General features: G+C 61.4%; 13 protein-coding genes. 7 read left to right on the top strand and 6 right to left on the bottom strand.

The window, feature by feature from the left end; all coding sequences use genetic code 11:
• Nucleotides 1–3 precede the first annotated feature (3 nt).
• Together HMPREF2526_RS04135 and HMPREF2526_RS04140 are read right to left on the bottom strand one after the other, a co-directional pair.
• A complete protein-coding gene (locus HMPREF2526_RS04135) occupies nucleotides 4–867 on the bottom strand; it encodes a C40 family peptidase (RefSeq protein WP_070511450.1) in 864 nt (287 codons plus the stop codon).
• The gene (locus HMPREF2526_RS04140) at nucleotides 867–1,151 is read right to left on the bottom strand and encodes a hypothetical protein (RefSeq protein ID WP_049157261.1); all 285 of its coding nucleotides are present in this window, start codon (nucleotides 1,149–1,151) and stop codon (nucleotides 867–869) included. The genes HMPREF2526_RS04135 and HMPREF2526_RS04140 overlap by 1 nt, the downstream gene beginning before the upstream one ends.
• 61 nt (nucleotides 1,152–1,212) lie before the next feature.
• Here HMPREF2526_RS04140 and upp point away from each other — a divergent pair, with 61 nt between their 5' ends.
• From upp to HMPREF2526_RS04155, 3 genes are all read left to right on the top strand, one after another.
• Nucleotides 1,213–1,848 carry a uracil phosphoribosyltransferase gene (gene upp / locus HMPREF2526_RS04145; RefSeq protein WP_046648363.1) on the top strand — a complete coding sequence of 212 codons (636 nt, stop codon included), beginning with the start codon at nucleotides 1,213–1,215 and terminating at the stop codon, nucleotides 1,846–1,848.
• Between the two features lie 118 nt (nucleotides 1,849–1,966).
• On the top strand, nucleotides 1,967–3,148 hold the full coding sequence (locus HMPREF2526_RS04150) for a M20 family metallopeptidase (protein ID WP_070546010.1): 1,182 nt from the start codon (nucleotides 1,967–1,969) through the stop codon (nucleotides 3,146–3,148).
• Nucleotides 3,149–3,220: 72 nt separating this feature from the next.
• Nucleotides 3,221–4,645: an NAD(P)H-quinone dehydrogenase gene (locus tag HMPREF2526_RS04155; RefSeq protein WP_049157263.1), complete on the top strand. Its 1,425-nt coding sequence runs from the start codon at nucleotides 3,221–3,223 to the stop codon at nucleotides 4,643–4,645.
• Nucleotides 4,646–4,693: 48 nt separating this feature from the next.
• Here HMPREF2526_RS04155 and HMPREF2526_RS04160 read toward each other — a convergent pair whose 3' ends face one another.
• Together HMPREF2526_RS04160 and HMPREF2526_RS04165 are read right to left on the bottom strand one after the other, a co-directional pair.
• Nucleotides 4,694–5,431: an Ltp family lipoprotein gene (locus tag HMPREF2526_RS04160; protein WP_070546012.1), complete on the bottom strand. Its 738-nt coding sequence runs from the start codon at nucleotides 5,429–5,431 to the stop codon at nucleotides 4,694–4,696.
• A 123-nt stretch (nucleotides 5,432–5,554) separates the two neighbouring features.
• Nucleotides 5,555–6,862 (bottom strand): short-chain fatty acyl-CoA regulator family protein, encoded by a 1,308-nt coding sequence (locus HMPREF2526_RS04165; protein WP_070546014.1) that lies wholly within the window; start codon nucleotides 6,860–6,862, stop codon nucleotides 5,555–5,557.
• 169 nt (nucleotides 6,863–7,031) lie between these two features.
• Here HMPREF2526_RS04165 and prpD point away from each other — a divergent pair, with 169 nt between their 5' ends.
• Genes prpD through HMPREF2526_RS04180 form a run of 3 tightly spaced genes read left to right on the top strand, consistent with a single transcriptional unit; the run spans nucleotide 7,032 to nucleotide 10,676 of the window.
• The gene (gene prpD, locus HMPREF2526_RS04170; protein WP_070546016.1) at nucleotides 7,032–8,543 is read left to right on the top strand and encodes a 2-methylcitrate dehydratase PrpD; all 1,512 of its coding nucleotides are present in this window, start codon (nucleotides 7,032–7,034) and stop codon (nucleotides 8,541–8,543) included.
• The gene (gene prpB, locus HMPREF2526_RS04175) at nucleotides 8,544–9,476 is read left to right on the top strand and encodes a methylisocitrate lyase (protein WP_049154346.1); all 933 of its coding nucleotides are present in this window, start codon (nucleotides 8,544–8,546) and stop codon (nucleotides 9,474–9,476) included.
• Nucleotides 9,477–9,527: 51 nt separating this feature from the next.
• The gene (locus HMPREF2526_RS04180; protein ID WP_046648356.1) at nucleotides 9,528–10,676 is read left to right on the top strand and encodes a bifunctional 2-methylcitrate synthase/citrate synthase; all 1,149 of its coding nucleotides are present in this window, start codon (nucleotides 9,528–9,530) and stop codon (nucleotides 10,674–10,676) included.
• On the opposite strand, the gene HMPREF2526_RS04185 is transcribed toward HMPREF2526_RS04180, so the two are convergent.
• Both HMPREF2526_RS04185 and HMPREF2526_RS04190 read right to left on the bottom strand, forming a co-directional pair.
• Nucleotides 10,673–13,108 carry a hypothetical protein gene (locus HMPREF2526_RS04185; protein WP_070546018.1) on the bottom strand — a complete coding sequence of 812 codons (2,436 nt, stop codon included), beginning with the start codon at nucleotides 13,106–13,108 and terminating at the stop codon, nucleotides 10,673–10,675. The genes HMPREF2526_RS04180 and HMPREF2526_RS04185 overlap by 4 nt on opposite strands.
• Nucleotides 13,098–13,784, bottom strand: a complete 687-nt coding sequence (locus tag HMPREF2526_RS04190) for an ABC transporter ATP-binding protein (protein WP_010189375.1) — start codon at nucleotides 13,782–13,784, stop codon at nucleotides 13,098–13,100. The genes HMPREF2526_RS04185 and HMPREF2526_RS04190 overlap by 11 nt, the downstream gene beginning before the upstream one ends.
• 333 nt (nucleotides 13,785–14,117) lie before the next feature.
• Here HMPREF2526_RS04190 and HMPREF2526_RS04195 point away from each other — a divergent pair, with 333 nt between their 5' ends.
• Complete coding sequence (locus HMPREF2526_RS04195) at nucleotides 14,118–17,549, top strand: pyruvate carboxylase (protein ID WP_070546020.1); 3,432 nt, start codon at nucleotides 14,118–14,120, stop codon at nucleotides 17,547–17,549.
• Nucleotides 17,550–17,787: the final 238 nt, after the last annotated feature.

The following is a 17,787-nucleotide window of genomic DNA, read 5'->3' on the forward strand; positions in this document are numbered from 1 at the left end:
AGTCTACCCTGTGGGCCTCCAGAAGCCTTTGAAAGCCATCCCCATGTTGTTGGTGCGCAATGGATTGGTTTGTACGGGGCTTCCGGCCTCCACCATCTGCCCGTCGCCGGAGTACATAGCCACGTGCCCATCCCACACGATGAGGTCACCGGGTTGCAGCTCCTCCGCGCTGACCTGTCGGCCCACGGTCTGGCTTTCAGCGGTGCGTGGCAGTTCCACGCCGGCCTGTCTCCAGGCCCATTGGGTGAGTCCTGAGCAGTCGAAACTACCGTTGCCGGTTCCTCCCCACCCATAAGGAGTCCCCACCTGGGATAGCGCTGCTTGTGCTGCGGCCTGTCCCTGCGTGGTTGCCCCGTTCTCCGCCGCCGGAGCGACGAGCGCGTGGCGCGCCATGTTTTCTTCTTGGGGGCCACGCACCGAAGGCTGGACCGCGCGCTGGCCGATGGGAACGAGGGGAGCCGCCGCCTGCAGAAGTTCGCCGGCTAAGTGCTTCAAGCGCTGCAGTGCCTTGCCGACGTACTCCATAGCGAGAGCCTGCAAAGCTGAGCGTGCCGCGGCCTGTGCCGCCGGGTTCGGAATGAACAACCCCAGAGCTATAGGTAAACCGCGCTGGAGTAGCTCGAAGCCCAGTCCGATGAGTTCCCTGACGGCCGCTGAAATCAGCCCGCGCGCGGAATCCAGAGCGGAGCGGGCCGTGGAAAGATCCTCAGTGGCTTGGCGGGCGGTGTCCAACAGCGTTCGCGGATCACCGTGCGCTATCTCCGCGAGGGGTCCCGCGGCAGTGAGATCGGGCACAGTGGGCAGGGAGACGTCGGGAAGCTGCGCCGGCTGCATCCGCGCAATCTGAGCTATCGCTGATTCCAACATCACAGACCTCCACACGCGCTCGCGAGGCCACTATCGGTCTCCTCGGCTTCCCGCGCCATGCGGAAGCTGGACTCTGCCACCGCTCCGGCATCGGCTCTGACCTGGGCAAGGCGTGCTGTGAGATTCTCCATAGCGGCGTTGAACGCACTGCTAAAGCCGTCCACGACCGGCTCTATCGGTAGCTCGGGAGAAGGAGCGGGAGAGGCCTGAGAGACAGCGGCAAGTTCGTGGGCTAAGCGGCGAGTGTGTTCAGTATCAATGGTGAAAGTATCGAAGCTAGTCATGCCTTATTAGACTTCACCGCCCGCTGATCGGTTCCCGACCAATTCTTATACAGTGAAGGACATGGATATCCACGTAGTAGACCACCCCCTCGCCACATCCCGGCTGACCCTCATGCGCGATGCCCGCAGCGACAACGCCGCCTTCCGTGCTGCCTTGCGAGATCTGGGCACCATGCTTGTTTATGAGGCGGCGCGCGACCTGCCCGTTGAGCACTTTGAGTGCGTCACACCCGTCGCCACGGCCGACGGTACCCGCCTGCAGGACCCTCCGATCATCGTGCCCATTATCCGCGCTGGCCTGGGCATGATTGATCCGGCACTGTCCATGATCCCGGATGCCCAGGTGGGCTTCATTGGCATGGCGCGCGATGAAGAAACCCACGAGCCGGTGCCTTACCTGGAAGCCCTGCCGGAGGATCTCAGCGGTCGGAGTGTCTTCGTGGTTGATCCAATGCTGGCCACGGGTGGTTCCCTCCTGCACTCCCTGAAGCTCCTGGCAGATCGCGGCGCTACCGACATCACGGCAATCTGCATGGTCTCCGCGCAGCCGGGCGTTGATGCGCTGGCCAACTCGGGGCTGCCAGTCCGCTTGGTCACCGCAGCGATTGATCCCTCCCTCAACGAGGACGCCTACATCGTCCCGGGCCTTGGCGATGCCGGCGATCGCCTTTACGGTCCCCGCAATATCGACCTGTAGCGAAACCGTCGGACAGGGCAGACCGCTCAGTATATCTGGCGCGTGACCTGCCCGACTAACTGAACCGCATGGTCTAGTTGTAGACTCTTCCCAGTAGGAAACCACGGAGGAGGAAGCAGTGATCTCGGACTACGTCAGTGAGTGGTTCAGCAACCACCGCGCGGAGGTCATCGCGTGGCGCCGCCATATCCACCGCCACCCGGAGACCTCCAATAACGAGGTGGAAACCACCCGCTTCCTGTCCCGCACCCTGCGCGAGTACGGTTTGGAGCCGCAGCTTTTCCCCGAAACCGGCCTCATGGTGGACATCGGTCCCGATACGGAACTCGGGCGCCTGGCCTTCCGCGCCGACATCGACGCGCTTCCTGTCACCGAGGTCACCGGCCTCGAATACACCTCCGAGGTGCCCGGCGTCATGCATGCGTGTGGGCACGACATGCACACCACCATCGCCCTTGCTACGGCCTGCGCCTTGGCGGACCTCAACCGCGAGCACCCACTGGACTTCGGCGTCCGCGTCATCTTCCAGCCCGCTGAAGAGGTGTGGGTGGGCGGTGCCACCGACGTCATTGAATGGGGTGCGCTCGACGGGGTGAACTCTATCTTTGCCGTCCACGTGGAACCGAAGCTGCGCGTCGGGCGCATCGGCGTTCGCGCCGGGGCGATCACCTCGGCCACCGATGTCGTGGAAATCAACGTCTCCGGCCCGGGCGGGCACACGTCACGCCCGCACTTGTCGGCAGACGTCGTCTATGCCCTGGGCAAGCTGCTGACGGACCTGCCGGGCTTGCTCTCGCGCCGCGTCGATCCGCGCACCGGCACCGTTTTGGTGTTTGGCCAGGTGAATTCGGGTTATGCCCCGAACGCGATTCCCGAGACCGGTTCTGTGTCCGGCACGATGCGCACGGCGGACATTGGCATTTGGCGCGACATGCAGCAGCTCTTCTCCGAGCTCGTCGAGCAGGTTCTCGCTCCCTTGGGGGTCGAGCACGAGTTGGTCTATCACCGTGGGGTTCCGCCCGTGCTTAACGACGACGTCTCCACCGCCCTCCTCGCCAGCGCTGCCCAGGCCATCGACCCGCAAGCCGTGGTTCAGGCCCCGCAGTCCTCGGGCGGCGAAGACTTCTCGTGGTACCTAGAGAAGGTCCCCGGCTCCATGGCCCGTTTGGGCTGCTGGTCTGGTGAAGGAGAGCAGCACGATCTCCACATGGGGGATTTGGCGCCTGATGAGCGGGCTATCGGCGTGGGTGTCAAACTCTTTGGTTCCGTAGCAGAACAGTTCGCCAACGTGGAGGATTAAGCGCCTAAGCACTACACTGTGACAAGGATTTCCCAGAGTTCTTATAGGCAGAATTTTAAAAAAGGAGCGACAGTGTCACAGGAAGCCCCCCGCATCGTAATTATCGGCGGTGGCCCCGCAGGCTACGAGGCTGCGACCGCCGGCGCCAAGTACGGCGCGCACATTACGTTGGTTGAGGAACAGGGCCCGGGTGGCTCCTCCGTTCTCTTGGACTGCGTGCCCTCGAAGTCTTTCATCGCTGGCGCCAACATTCGCACCGACTTCCGCCGCGCGGATGATATGGGTCTGAACCACCAGCTCGGCTCGCTGCAGCTGAGCCTGGAGGCCCTCAACGGCCGCGTGCAGGCGCTGGCTGCTAACCAGTCCCGTGACGTCCGTGCGGGCCTAGAGAAGATCGGCGTCAAGGTCATCGATGGGCGCGCTGCCTTCTCCGAGGATCAGCACGGTGTGAAGGGGGCAGCGCACAAGATCGACGTCACCCACAAAGATGGCACCACTGAGATCCTCGACGCGGACCTCGTCCTCGTTGCTACCGGTGCCACCCCGCGCATCCTGCCGGGCGCGCAGCCGGACGGCGAGCGCATCCTCACCTGGCAGCAGGTCTATGACCTCAAGGAGGAGCCGGAGCACCTCATCGTGGTGGGTTCCGGTGTGACCGGTGCGGAGTTCGTTTCTGCTTTCGCGGAGATGGGAGTGCGCGTGACCATGGTGGCGTCCCGCGACCGCATTCTGCCGCACGATGATGCTGACGCTGCCGACGTCCTCGAGACCGTCCTGGCTGAGCGTGGCGTGGAGCTGGAGAAGAACTGCCGCGTGGAGACGGTCTCCCGCACAGAAGACGGCAACGTCGTGGTCAAGACTCAGGATGGCCGCGAGATCCACGGTTCCCACGTCATCATGTCCATTGGTTCCATCCCGAACACCAAAAACCTCGGCTTGGAGCACGTTGGTGTGGCCACCACGCCGTCCGGTCACATTGAGGTTGACCGCGTCTCCCGCACCAACGTGGCCGGCATCTATGCCGCCGGCGATTGCTCCGATCTGTTCCCGTTGGCTTCCGTTGCTGCGATGCAGGGCCGCATCGCCATGTACCACTCCCTGGGTGAGGGTGTGTCCCCGCTGCGCTTGAAGACTGTGGCAACCGCCGTGTTTACCCGCCCAGAGATCGCTGCCGTGGGCTTCACCCAGGCAGAGATTGAGGCCGGTGAGGTCGCTGCCCGCACCGTCATGATGCCGCTGAACACCAACCCACGTGCCAAGATGCGCTCCCTGCAGCATGGCTTCGTTAAGCTCTTCTGCCGCGCTACCTCCGGCCGTGTCATCGGCGGCGTTATCGTCGCGCCGACCGCCTCCGAACTCATCCTGCCCATCGCCGTGGCGGTGACCAACCAGCTCACGGTGAACCAGCTGGCGGATTCCTTCGCGGTCTACCCGTCCCTGTCGGGCACCATCACGGAGGCGGCCCGCCGCCTTGTCGCCCACGACGACCTTGAATAGCGACCGCGAGTAAATCAGACCTGGCTCTGGTTTAGCTTCGGCTCGGATTTATAAGCCCAGTGTGCTCACGGCATGCTGGGCTTCTTCCATGGTGAACTTCTCGCCGTACTCGCTGGTGAGCTGATCGAGCAGCGCCGGGCCGGACATCGGCATCATCTCTTGGTAGTTTTCCGCTGCCTCGACGGCTTCGGCCATCCAATCAGCATTTGCCGTGTCCACGGCGTACTGTGCCTGTTCCGGTGTGAACTTCTCTCCGTACTCGGAGGTCAGCTGGTCATAGAGCTTGGCCTTGGAAAAGGCGGCGAAATCCACGTAGTGTTCGGCGGACTCGAGAGCCTCGGCATTCCAATCCACATCGAGCTGATCCATGGCGTACTGCGCCGCCTCCGGGGAGAATTGCGAGCCGTATTCGCTCGTGAGCTGGTCATAGAGCTTAGCCTCAGAGAAGGCAGAAAAGTCCACATAGCGCTTCGCCGCGCGCAGAGCATTCTTGTGCTCTGTGGGTACGGCGTTGTCATCGCTGCCAGTATCGCTTGCAGTGGATTCCACGTCAGCTGCGGCATTGTTGATATCGACGGCCGTGATGCTTGTGCTTGGCTCCGGTGCGGCGGTGTTGGTCGGGTCATCGCCGTCAGAACCCGCATTGAGGGCGACGCTGCCGAGCACCAATACCGCGATTGCCCCCGCGCCCCACTTGAGGCAGCCGCCTTTCTTCTTTTTCTTCGGTGCTGCCTGCCCTGAGGTTGGTTCCGGAGAGAACTGGGGAGCTGCATAAGGGTTGGACATGAGAGAGAACCTCCTGCATAGGTGAGTGAAGAGAACTCGGCGTGGTGCCGAACACGTCCTATAGTGGCAAGCCCACCGGACATCGCCGCAAGAGATTCGAAAGCCTAGGCGAAAATGAGAGAACTACGAGGTGGCGTATGCCGTCACCGGCGTGGCATTGAGGTCGAGGCTGACGGGCCGGCCCGCCTGCGGGAAGGCGCGCTGCGGGCACGCCGGGCGCGGGCAGGCGGCGCAGCCGGGGCCGATGGGGGTCGCCTCGGAAGGGGAGAGGTTGAGCGCGTCCGCGTAGACCACGCGATCCGCTTGTGCGATATCGCAGCCTAGGCCCACGACGAATTCCTTGCGCGGCGTGCCCCAGGCCTGGGCCTGTCCTTGGACGAAGCGCGCGATCCATAAGTAGGTGTGGTCATCGGGCATCGAGGCCACCTGGCGCGTGATGCGGTTGGGCGTTTCAAACGCGCGGTGCACCACCCACAATGGGCAGGAGCCGCCGCTGCGGGCGAAGTGGAAAGCGGTGGAGGACTGGCGCTTGGAGATATTGCCCGCGCGGTCGGTGCGGATGAAGGAGAAGGGAACACCTTGGTGGCCGGGTCGCTGTAACGTCGCCAAGCGCTGCGCGGTGGTTTCGAAACCAGTGCCAAAGGCCGTCGCGATGACGTCGATGTCATAGCGCGTTTCCTCTGCGGTGGCGAGGAACTGGGTATAAGGCATGGTCACGGCGGCGGCAAAATACTGCGCGAGGCCCAGAGTGCCAATAGTCTGTGCTTCCTCGCCCGGTAATTCGGCGACGAGTTCCGCGCAGTGCTCCGGGTAGGCCAGCAGGCAGTACTGAAGGGCCATCTCAAAAACCAGCTGGGATTCCGTAAGGCCCGCGCGCAGGTGCAGCTCCCGGTTGTGGAAGGTGCGTCGGCGCGGGGACGAGGAGGAAAATCGCGTCGTAACACCGAACTCGTCTTGCAGGACGGAAGCCAAGCGCCCGCGGCGCAAAACTCGGTCCCCGAGCGAATCGGAAAGCTTCTCGGCGGCGATGTCGAGGCTGTGGACGTAGTTGTGCGCGTCGTAAAAGAAGTCGCGGACCGCTTCGAAGGGGCCGGGTTCGGCGGGGGTGTGCGCGGCGGCGTCGACAAGTCGGGGCAGAAGTTCGGGGAAGCGCCCGCTGAGATCGGTAAGAGTTGCCTCAGATGCCTCAGGGAAGAGCTGGCGCAGCTCGGCGAGCGCACGCAGGTCACGGTCCCCAGCGAAGTAGGTGGCATCAACGCCGAAGCGTTGGGTCAGCTGCATGAGGACGGTGACGGTGAGCGGGCGCTGGTCATTTTCCAACTGATTGAGATAGCTGGTGGATAGCCCCAGCTGCTTCGCCATGGCGGCTTGCGTGAGGTGGCGTTCCTTGCGTAATGCGTGGATTCTCGCCCCCGCGTAGTGCTTGGTCACCGTCTGTTTCCTCCTAAAAAGCCTTCCTGCCTGGGGATTCCACAAGTTTTGCAAGTAACGCAAATCCCTGCAACAGATAGTCACAGTTTACACATGTGGCAGGGCGCACGGGCTGGGGTTAGTGTGATGCCTATCGCAATCGTTGTTCTTGTCTAGGAGGAGAACCCCTTTGATTAACCACGAAGTACGTACCCACAAGTCCGCCGAGAACTTCCCCATCGAAGAGCACCTCGCCTACAAGATCGCCAAGGTAGCCGCCGATCCCGTCGAGGTTCCGGCCGAGACCACCGAGATGATCATCAACCGCATCATCGATAACGCTTCCGTGGCCGTCGCTTCCGCAACGCGCCGCCCGGTTACCTCCGCCCGCGTTATTGCGCAGGCCCACCCGGTGCAGGAAGGCGGCGCCACCATCTTCGGCGTGGACGGCGCATACTCCGCCGAGTGGGCAGCCCTAGCCAACGGCACTGCCGTGCGTGAGCTGGACTACCACGACACTTTCCTCGCCGCCGATTACTCCCACCCGGGCGATAACATCCCGCCGATTCTGGCCGTGGCACAGCACAAGGGCCTGACCGGCAAGGACCTTATCCGCGGCCTGGCTACCGGCTATGAAATCCAGGTCAACCTGGTTAAGGGCATCTGCCTCCACGAGTGGAAGATCGACCACGTGGCGCACCTCGGCCCCTCCGTCGCCGCGGGCCTCGGCACCATGCTGAACCTCGACGTCGACACCATCTACCAGGCCATCGGCCAGGCGCTACACACCACCACCGCTACCCGCCAGTCCCGCAAGGGTCTTATTTCCTCTTGGAAGGCTTATGCACCGGCCTTTGCCGGCAAGATGGGCATCGAGGCAGTGGATCGCTCCATGCGCGGCGAGGGCGCCCCAGCCCCGATTTGGGAAGGTGAGGACGGCTTTATCGCCTGGATGCTCCACTCCCCGGAGCGCACCTACACCGTTCCGCTGCCGGCGGAGGGTGAGGAAAAGCGCGCCATCCTGGATACCTACACCAAGGAGCACTCCGCGGAGTACCAGGCGCAGGCCCCGATCGACATGGCCTTTGCACTTAAGAAGACGCTCGCGGAGAAGGGACTGAAGACCGAGGACATCGAGTCCATCGTCCTGCACACCTCGCACCACACCCACTACGTCATCGGTACCGGCGCCAACGACCCGCAGAAGATGGACCCGAACGCCTCCCGCGAGACCCTGGATCACTCCATCATGTACATCTTCGCCGTGGCCCTCCAAGACGGCGAGTGGGACTACGAGACCTCCTACTCCGATGAGCGCAAGCACCGCCAGGACACCATCGACCTGTGGCACAAGATCTCCACCGTCGAGGACCCCGAGTGGACCCGCCGCTACCACTCCAACGACCTGGATGAGAAGGCCTTCGGCGGCAAGGCTGTCATTACCTTCAAGGACGGCACTGTGATTGAGGACGAGCGCGCGGTGGCCGACGCCCACCCGCTCGGCGCCCGCCCCTTCGGCCGCGAGGAATACATCAACAAGTTCAAGAAGCTGGCTGCCGGCAAGGTCTCGGAGGAGGAGCAGGAGCGCTTCCTCGCTGCCGCCCAGAACCTGGAGAACCTCACCGACCTCAACGAGCTCAACGTTCGCCTCACCGACGAGGCCATCGCTACCGCACCCGAGACCCCGAAGGGACTGTTCTAAATGGCTGGCCTATTTGGTTCCACTATTAGCAATGCCGACAAGCGCAAGAGCTTCCGCGAGGCGCTGAACGCACCGGAAATCACCACGCTGCCGGGCGCTTTCAATCCTTTGACCGCGCGGCTCATCCAGGACATCGGCGGCTTCGGCGGCGTGTACGTCTCCGGTGCGGTGCTGGCCAATGACCTGGGCCTGCCGGACATCGGCCTGACCACTCTCACCGAGGTAGCGCAGCGCGCCGGGCACATCGCTCGTGCCACGGATTTGCCGGTGCTTGTCGACGCCGACACCGGCTTCGGCGAACCGATGTCCGCCGCCCGCACGGTTGCCGCGCTGGAGGACGCCGGCCTGGCCGGCTGCCACCTGGAAGACCAGGTCAACCCGAAGCGCTGTGGTCACCTCGACGGCAAGGAAGTGGTGCCGACGGATCTCATGGTTCGCCGCATTACCGCCGCCGTCAACGAGCGCCGCGATGAGAACTTCATCATCTGTGCGCGTACCGATGCCGCCGGCATCCATGGCATCGATGAGGCCATCGAGCGCGCCAAGGCCTACGCCGATGCCGGCGCGGACCTCATCTTCACCGAGGCCCTCTACTCGCCGGAGGACTTCGAAAAGTTCCGCGCCGCCGTGGACACCCCGCTGCTGGCCAACATGACGGAGTTCGGCAAGACCGAGCTGTTATCCGCCAAGCGCATCGAAGACTTGGGTTATAACGCCGTCATCTGGCCGGTATCCACCCTGCGCGTGGCCATGGGTGCTACCGAAGAGTTCCTCCGCGACATGCAGGAAACCGGCCTGCAATCCGAGGAATGGCTCGACCGCATGCAGCACCGCTCCCGCCTGTATGAGCTGGTGCGCTACGACGAGTACAACGCCTTCGACCAGAGCGTGTTCACCTACTCCAAGGACAGCTACAAGCCCACCTTTGACTAAACCCCACGGCCTAGAACTCAATCTAGACCCCTATAAAAGGAGAAAAACACCATGTCTGAAACCCCAGAGATCCGCAAGGGCCTGTACGGCGTTGTCGTCGACGAGACCGCCGTGTCCAAGGTTGTCCCGGAGACCAACTCCCTGACCTACCGTGGCTACCCGGTGCAGGAGCTGGCCCGCTACTGCTCCTTCGAGGAGGTTGCTTACCTGCTGTGGAACGGCGAGCTGCCGACCCAGGATGAGCTGGTCCGCTTCTCCGCTCGTGAGAAGGCGCTGCGCCACCTGGACCGCCACCTCATCGACCTGATCACCTCCATGCCGAAGTCCTGCCACCCGATGGACGTTCTGCGCACCGCGGTCTCCTTCATCGGCTCCCAGGACCCGGAGGAGTACACCAAGGATTCCGAGCACATCCGTCGCACCGCGCTGGAGCTCATGGCGAAGCTGCCGACCATCGTTGCACTCGACATCCGCCGTCGCCGCGGTGAGGGGTACATCGAGCCTTCCCGCAAGAAGGGCTTTGCGGAGAACTTCCTGTGGATGGTCTTTGGCGAAGAGGAAGGCTCGCCGGCCCTGTCGCGCTCCGATATCGAGGCCTTTGATAAGTCCCTCATCCTCTACGCCGAGCACTCCTTCAATGCCTCCACCTTCGCTGCCCGCGTGGTGACCTCCACGATGTCCGATACCTACTCCGCGGTTACCGCAGCTATCGGCGCCCTGAAGGGCCCGCTGCACGGTGGCGCTAACGAGGCCGTGATGAAGAACTTCCTGGAGGTCGGTGACTCGGCCAAGGCGGAGGAGTGGACCCTGAACAAGCTCAAGAACAAGGAGCTCGTCATGGGCTTCGGCCACCGCGTCTACAAGAACGGTGACTCCCGTGTGCCGACCATGGAGGCCGCCTTCCGCGAGCTGGCCAAGGACCACGGCCAGGAGCAGTGGGTGGAGATGTACGAAAACATGGCGAAGACCATGTACGAGAACACCTCCATTAAGATTCAGCCGAACCTGGACTTCCCGGCTGGCCCTGCGTACCACATCCTGGGCTTCGACATCGAGTTCTTCACCCCGATCTTCGTGATGGCCCGCATCACCGGCTGGACCGCACACATCGTGGAGCAGAACGAGAACAACTCCCTCATCCGCCCGCTGTCTGCCTACAACGGCAAGGAGCAGCGCTCCGTTCCGCCGAAGCAGATTTAATTAGCGGTTGCGCTTGACGCTGGGCGCTGCACGTAGCGAAGGCATGTCATGCCAACGCCACTTGCAGCGCCCAGTGTTATTGCGCCTGCGGCAACAAGAAGAGCCTTCCAATCGATGGCGAATGTGAGGCCATCTCCCATTGCGTAAACCATTCCGGCGAGTGGGAGGATTCCAGCGAGACAGCCAGAAATGATCGCAACACATGTCAGTGTGGCCGTCGTGAGTACAACGATTCTTAGGTGCCAGGAAGAATCGAGGCCTAGTACTTTGAAGGTGGTCTCGATTGCTTCGGTAGCGCGAGCAAGTTGCCGCGAGAAAACAAAGGTTACGGCTAACGCGCTGAGCAGCGCGGCCGCCAAGCTGATGTAGAATGCCCGCGGTGTCGAAGAGGTTTGAACCAGTGGCAGTAGTACGAGCTCGTGGGGGATATGGGCTCGTGCAGCGCTATCAAGAAAGCGCTTTTCTTCGTCTTCTTTGAGCCCCGTAAAGACCCACTGTGTCCCACGTGCCGGTGCGTTGAGTTTCTGCGCCGTGGATTCGAGGATAAACCCTCCAGCTAGTTTCTCCCAGTGAGGTCCGAAATCCGTGCTCAGCGCTGGAAGTGATGTAGGGGCCGAGTTTCCGCTTGTGCCGATTGAAACGTGCTCATGGTTGATGAATCGGTTATCGCGGACCAAAGCTCCGGTCTTAAGAACATCTTTTTCATGGTCCGTGAGCTCTCGGCCTAAGAGCTGCTCTACGTCATGAACGGATTCGACGGTCAGTACGCCAAAGGTTCCCGACATCTCTGTGGGCATGTCTAGCGTGGCCTGGACATAAGAGACTCGAACTGGGGCGGGAACGCCCAACGCGTGGGCCACGTGCTGAACGGAATCAGCGTTTGTGGCTAGGCCGTCATCTGTTTTTTCTAAAACATGTGCCTGGTTTGGGGCGATCGTTGACGTCAAACTGTCATTCTCACTGGCTGTGAAGCTGGCTGACATCGAACTGCTAAACACGGCGGTTCCCATGCACAGGACCAACAATGTCAGACCCGTGCCAATAAGCTGCCGGTGCTTCTCTGCAAATCTCAGGGCCACGCCTGCTGGAGTGTAGGGCCGGCTGGTTCGCGGACAGCGTGCGAGAAGAAGAGAAAAGACGATGCACAATGCCACGGTTGGCAATGGCGCCCAGGTTTCGAACACGTCTGGCCCCAGCAGTGCTGAAGCGACCGTAAAGAGTGCGGCCACAAGGACAATAGCAATAGCACTCCAACGCAAGAATGATGCCGATAGGGCTGGCAGCGGGATGTCTTTCCAGAACGGATGCGGCTGGGTCGACGGCGCGGTGGCAACACCGCCAATCAGGAGTGCTGCTAGCGAGCTAGCGAGAAGAAGCACTAACCATTTCCACGGAATGAGGACTCCAGGATCAGGCAACCCTGCAAGTCCCGAAATGAAAGGGCGCACGCATTGCGCCAGGCCTGCACCTACAACGAGGCCTAAGACGGAGTACATCAGGGCTGAACGAAGCAGGGTGGATGTGCTGGACTTCCACAACAGGAAGGGGGAGATCCCTAGCTCGAAGAACCGCCGGTTCAACGGGTGAAGAACTAGGTACGTGACTCGCCACAAAAAGAGGATCAAAGCACACGGTATGACAACGGCAAACAGGCCGAAGAAGAAGGAATAGCTATCGGCGAATCCTGAAGGCGGCGTTGCGAGCAGGCTTTCGCGGGTGAGGAGTGAGGTCGAAAAGGCGTCGTCAAGCGCGGCGTGATCGACGAGGTTTGTAGTTTCGAGCTGACTGCTAATGAAGTCGGTGAGCTCGGCAGGAGTCGTTCCTTCGGAACCGAACACAATCGGCCGGACCGAAGCGGAGGTCATGGAATAAGCGTCGGCGTCGATGGTGTTCCATGTTCCCGATGCGCCGTACACCGCTTTCTCCTGGCTGTGGAAGGAATTCGATACAACGCCAACGATGCGGAGCGGTAGCGTGCCGTTGAATGCAGTTGTGTTCTCTCCGAGGCTAAGGTTAACGTCCTCAGTGACGATTACTTCCCCGGGGGCGCTTGGCCAATGGCCCTGAACCAATGCCAACCCAAAATCGGGAGCTTGCTCTTCCCAGTGAGACTCCTTGTAGACAAGGGAAGCTGATGGATTGCTATCGACATAGAGATCGTAAGTCTCGAGTTGGGTAGTAAAGCCCCTCTCTGGGGAATCAAGTTGCGGCAGCGTCTGTTCAACCACGCCCGCCCGCGTGTACACAGGCACGTCCACCCGCACGGCGTTGTTTCCCAATTCTGACTGCGCCTTCTGCTGCGGGGACAACATCATGAAGAGATCAGCCGAGACAGCAAATGCGAATAATCCTAAGCACACTGCGATTGCCGCTGCGCCGAAACGATACCGTTTCGAAGAATGCACGACTTTCGTGATTAGTTCATTGAGCATTCGGGGCTGCTTTCCCAAGCTGGCCGTCGATCAGCGTGTAGGCCGTGCTGCAATAGTCGAGCATGATGGGATCGTGACTGGTCGCTATCACGGTTGTGCCAGTTGATGCCAGCTTCTTGAAGAGTCGAAAAATGCCGTGCGAGTTTTCAGAATCGAGCGCAGCAGACGGCTCATCAGCCAAGAGAATTCGCCGTTTCCCAGACAGTGCTCGGGCGATTCCTACTCTTTGGCATTGGCCGCGCGACATCTCTGCGGGAAATCGTTGAGCGAGTTCTGCAAGTCCTACCTGGGTTAAGGCCTCGCAAGCCTTGTCGTGTGCCGTCGTCTCATCGAATCCCGCTGCAGCAAGCACAAGCATGACATTTTCGAGCGCTGTGAGTTCATTCATCAACAGGTCGTCTTGATAGACGAAGCCGATTGTGTTGCGGCGCAAGGCGAGTAGTTCCTTGGGAGCAGCGGTGGATACACAGGTATCGAAGACCGAGATTGAGCCTTCATCGATAGGTAGAAGACCTGCAACCGCGCGCAGGAGAGTTGTTTTACCGGAGCCGCTCTTTCCTGAAATGCCGAGAAACTCGCCTTCACCAGCTTCTAGGCTTGCGCCTTTGAGAACATGCGTGCGCTGGGCGCCTTCGCCTAAATACTTGTGGACGTTAGAAATGGTGACTGAGTTCATAAGCTCTTTTCTGTCTTCACCGTGCGGTCTTTGGAAGTGAAGGATGAAGTTGGTTCTTATGAACCTGATTGAAGGATAGAAACGGAGGGTAGAACATGTCAATAGGTTTATATTTTTTTAAAAGCGAAGTAACTCTTCTCCTATTTGGCCGCTGCATGTTTAAAGGGGGGAGGGGAGCTGTTCATGAAGGGGTGAGTCTTCTAGGGGTGTGCCTAGGAGTCTGGCGAGAACCTATTCGAAATCTGTTGACCGATATGTCGATTTCCGCCCGCGTTGTCGCCTCGGACACTATCCTTGTCTTCGTATTGTTCCTATCTGAAAGGATCACTCCTAGTGTCTGATACCGCCCACAAGTCCTTCTCTAAGATCTTGGTGGCCAACCGCGGTGAGATTGCCGTGCGTGCCTTCCGCGCCGCCTTTGAGGTCGGTTCCAAGACCGTTGCAATTTATCCCAAGGAAGACCGCAACTCCTTCCACCGTGCCTTCGCGGACGAGGCCGTGCGTATCGGTACTGAGGGCCAGCCGGTTAAGGCTTATCTCGATATCGACGAGGTTATTCGCGCCGCCAAGAAGTCCGGTGCGGATGCCATTTACCCGGGTTATGGCTTCCTCTCGGAGCGCGCCGATCTGGCCCGCGCGTGCCGTGATAACGGCATTAAATTCATCGGCCCCACCGCCGAGACCTTGGACCTGACCGGTGATAAGGCCGCCGCAGTGGCCGCAGCCGAGGAAGCAGGGCTGCCGACTCTGAAGGACTCGAAGCCCTCGACGGACGTCGACAAGCTGGCGGAATACGCCAAGGACTTTGAGTTCCCCGTCTTCGTGAAGGCCGTGGCCGGCGGCGGTGGCCGCGGCATGCGCTTCATCGAGAACGAGGCCGAGCTGAAGACCAAGTGCGCTGAGGCATCCCGCGAGGCAGAGGCCGCCTTCGGTGACGGCCACGTCTACCTTGAGACCGCGGTGATTCGCCCGCAGCACATCGAGGTGCAGATTCTGGCCGACTCCCAGGGCAACGTCATGCACCTGTATGAGCGCGACTGCTCCGTGCAGCGCCGCCACCAGAAGGTCGTGGAGATTGCCCCGGCGCCAACGCTGGACCCGGAGCTGCGTGACCGTATCTGCGCGGACGCCGTGAAGTTTTGCGAGCACATCAACTACGAAGGCGCCGGTACCGTCGAGTTCCTCGTCGATGAAAAGGGCAATCACGTCTTCATCGAGATGAACCCGCGTGTGCAGGTGGAGCACACCGTAACCGAGGAGGTCACGGGCGTTGATATCGTGAAGTCCCAGATGCAGATTGCCGCAGGCCTCTCCCTGGAGGAGCTGGGCCTCAAGCAGGAAGACATCCACATCAACGGCGCGGCCCTGCAGTGCCGTATCACTACTGAGGATCCTTCCAACGGTTTCCGTCCGGATACCGGTACGCTGACCCAGTACCGTTCGCCGGGCGGTGCGGGCGTGCGTCTCGACGGTGCAACGGCCGTCGGCGCGGAGATTTCCCCGAACTTCGACTCCCTGCTGGTGAAGATGACCTGCCGTGGTGCCACCTTCGAGCAGGCGGTATCCCGCGCCCAGCGTGCGCTTAACGAGTTCACCGTGGCCGGCGTGGCCACCAACATTGGCTTCCTGCGCGCCCTGCTGCGTGAGTCGGACTTCGTCAACACCCGCGTGGACACCAGCTTCATTCCGGAGCACCCGGATCTGCTCAAGGCTCCGCCGGCCGTGGATGAGTCTGGTCGCATCATTGACTACATCGCGGACGTGACCGTTAACAAGCCGAACGGCGAGCGCCCGACCACCCTGCGCCCCTTCGATAAGCTGCCGGATCTGGACTTTAACTCCGAGCTGCCGCGCGGTTCTCGCGACGACTTGCTGGAGCTGGGCCCGAAGAAGTGGGCGGAGAAGATCCGCAAGCAGGACGCCTTGGCCGTCACCGATACCACCTTCCGTGACGCCCACCAGTCCCTGCTGGCCACCCGCGTGCGCGGTACCGCTCTGGTCACCGCGGCGGAAGCCGTCGCCCGCATGACCCCTGAGCTCTACTCTGTGGAGGCATGGGGTGGTGCCACCTATGACGTGGCCATGCGCTTCCTTAAGGAAGACCCGTGGGTCCGCCTGGACCTGCTGCGCGAGGCCATGCCGAACCAGAACATCCAGATGCTGCTGCGCGGCCGCAACACCGTGGGCTACTCGCCCTACTCTAACGACGTGTGCACCGGCTTCGTGCAGGAGGCTGCCAAGTCCGGCGTGGATGTCTTCCGCATCTTTGACGCGCTGAACGACGTCAGCCAGATGCGCCCGGCTATCGACGCCGTCCTGGAGACCAACACCACCGTGGCCGAGGTTGCCATGGCCTACTCCGGCGACATGTGCTCCCCGGATGAGAAGCTCTACACGCTGGATTACTACCTCAAGCTGGCCGAAGAGATCGTCAACACCGGTGCCCACGTCCTGGCGATTAAGGACATGGCGGGCCTGCTGCGTCCGGAGTCTGCATCCAAGCTGGTTATGGCTCTGCGCAAGGAGTTCGACCTGCCGGTTCACGTGCACACGCACGATACCGCAGGCGGCCAGCTGGCTACCTACTACGCGGCAGCGCTGTCTGGCGCCGACATCGTGGATGGTGCCTCCGCACCGCTGGCGGGAACTACCTCCCAGCCTTCGCTGTCCGCCATCATCGCGGCGTTCTCGAACTCCTCGCGTGATACCGGCATCTCCCTCAAGGCAGTCTCCGATCTGGAGCCGTACTGGGAGGCCGTCCGCCAGCTCTACCAGCCCTTCGAGAAGGGTATTCCTGGACCGACCGGCCGCGTCTACCGCCACGAGATTCCAGGTGGCCAGCTGTCCAACCTGCGCGCGCAGGCTACCGCCCTGGGCTTGGAGGACCGCTTCGAGATCATCGAGGACACCTACGCTGCGGTGAATGAGATGCTCGGCCGCCCGACCAAGGTGACCCCGTCCTCCAAGGTGGTCGGTGACCTCGCCCTGCACCTTGTGGGCGCTGGCGTAGACCCGGCTGACTTCGAGGCCAACCCCACCAAGTACGACATCCCGGATTCCGTCATCGCCTTCCTGCGCGGTGAGCTCGGTACGCCTCCGGGTGGTTGGCCGCCGCTGCGCGACAAGGTCCTGGAAGGCCGTGCGCCTGGCGACGTCACCGTCAAGCCCGTCCCCGAAGAGGAGAAGGCACACCTGACTTCGGATGATTCCACTGAGCGCCGCGCTTCCCTCAACCGTCTGCTCTTCCCGAAGCAGTTCGAGGAGTTCAACGAGTTCCGCCGCACCTACGGCAACACCGAGGCACTGACGGACACCGTCTTCTTCTACGGTCTGGAAGAAGGTAAGGACTACATTGTTCACCACTTCCCGGAGGGCTCCAACGACCGCGCGGACCTCAAGCCCATCACCTTGCGTCTTGACGCAATGGGTGAGCCGGACGAGAAGGGCATCCGCAACGTCGTGCTCAACGTCAACGGCCAGATCCGTCCGCTCAAGGTGCGCGACAACAACGTCGAGTCCACCGTCGCCACCGTGGAAAAGGCTGACCCGTCCAACGAAGGCCACGTGGCCGCACCGTTTGCCGGCGTGGTGAACCCGACCGCCAAGCCTGGCGACGAGGTCAAGGCCGGCGACCAGATCGCCGTCATCGAGGCCATGAAGATGGAAGCCTCCATCTCCGCCACCAAGGATGGCACCATCGAGCGCGTCGCCATCGGCGCCGCCACCAAGGTTGAGGGCGGCGACCTCATCGCCGTTATCAACTAAAAGTCGACTTAGGTCGTGGATGGGTGAGCAGCGTCATTCTTGGCGCTGCTCACCGGTGGTTTCTGCGGTGGGGTGGGATTTTTCCGCACTGCATTGGCCTAAGTCAGGAGAGTGTCTCGCAAAAGGCATCTGGTAGAAGGCATCTTTGGGTCTAAAAACGCCATCTGCCCTGAGTGAAAGGCGTTTTTAACCGTGAAAACGCCTTTTGACTGATGCCTTTTGCCAGGCGCCTTTTGTC

The sequence above is a fragment of the Corynebacterium sp. HMSC070E08 genome (assembly GCF_001808895.1).
Classification (GTDB): Bacteria; Actinomycetota; Actinomycetes; order Mycobacteriales; family Mycobacteriaceae; genus Corynebacterium; species Corynebacterium hiratae.

Coding starts and splice junctions, on each gene's coding strand:
- prpB (WP_049154346.1), top strand. CDS start 8,544: ATGGCTGGCCTATTTGGTTCCACTATTAGCAATGCCGACAAGCGCAAG.
- HMPREF2526_RS04140 (WP_049157261.1), bottom strand. CDS start 1,151: ATGACTAGCTTCGATACTTTCACCATTGATACTGAACACACTCGCCGC.
- HMPREF2526_RS04180 (WP_046648356.1), top strand. CDS start 9,528: ATGTCTGAAACCCCAGAGATCCGCAAGGGCCTGTACGGCGTTGTCGTC.
- HMPREF2526_RS04160 (WP_070546012.1), bottom strand. CDS start 5,431: ATGTCCAACCCTTATGCAGCTCCCCAGTTCTCTCCGGAACCAACCTCA.
- upp (WP_046648363.1), top strand. CDS start 1,213: ATGGATATCCACGTAGTAGACCACCCCCTCGCCACATCCCGGCTGACC.
- HMPREF2526_RS04135 (WP_070511450.1), bottom strand. CDS start 867: ATGTTGGAATCAGCGATAGCTCAGATTGCGCGGATGCAGCCGGCGCAG.
- HMPREF2526_RS04185 (WP_070546018.1), bottom strand. CDS start 13,108: ATGCTCAATGAACTAATCACGAAAGTCGTGCATTCTTCGAAACGGTAT.
- HMPREF2526_RS04190 (WP_010189375.1), bottom strand. CDS start 13,784: ATGAACTCAGTCACCATTTCTAACGTCCACAAGTATTTAGGCGAAGGC.